1 protein-coding gene is annotated in these 510 nt (G+C 64.7%); it reads right to left on the bottom strand.

Annotation, left to right across the window (positions count from 1 at the left end; all coding sequences use genetic code 11):
- On the bottom strand, window positions 1–350 hold a 350-nt coding region (locus tag EOA36_RS36805), incomplete at its 3' end, for a GtrA family protein (RefSeq protein WP_145969577.1).
- Window positions 351–510: the final 160 nt, after the last annotated feature.

Genomic DNA, 510 nt, shown 5'->3' with positions numbered 1-510 from the left:
ACGATGACCCCGCCGATCTTTGCCGGCCACACGCCGGTGATGCCGGCGAAGAGTGCGATCGACAGGCTGGAGACGCCGAGCGAAATCAGCGCCCCGGCCGTGACAAACCGCAGGAAGGCGTCATGCAGCCGGATGGCGTGATTGCGCTCGAACGACCAGAAGCCATTGGCCACGAAAGAGAAGATGACGGCGATCGACCACGAGAGGACGTTGGCGGCAAGCGGTGGGACGTGCAGCTTGAGCAGCAGGGAAAAGCCGGCAAGGTCGATGGCCGTGTTCACCAGTCCGACAAGCGCAAAACGGGCGATCTTGCTGCCGGTTGAACGCTGGGGTCGATCGGCTCCGCTCATCCCTTGCCGTCCATGATCTCGACACTGGCGCGGGCCAGGCTCGCGCCGAACGCATCCGAGGCCAGCACCCCGAATTCCACTTCGCGCACGCCTTGCATCGGGTCGCGCGCGCGCAGTGTTTCGTCGACATGGCCGGGGTGGCACATGAACAGCCCATGGT

The sequence above is a fragment of the Mesorhizobium sp. M8A.F.Ca.ET.021.01.1.1 genome (assembly GCF_003998025.1).
Classification (GTDB): Bacteria; Pseudomonadota; Alphaproteobacteria; order Rhizobiales; family Rhizobiaceae; genus Mesorhizobium.
Note: the sequence above shows the minus strand (reverse complement) of the source record. Positions and strands in the feature narration are given on the sequence as shown.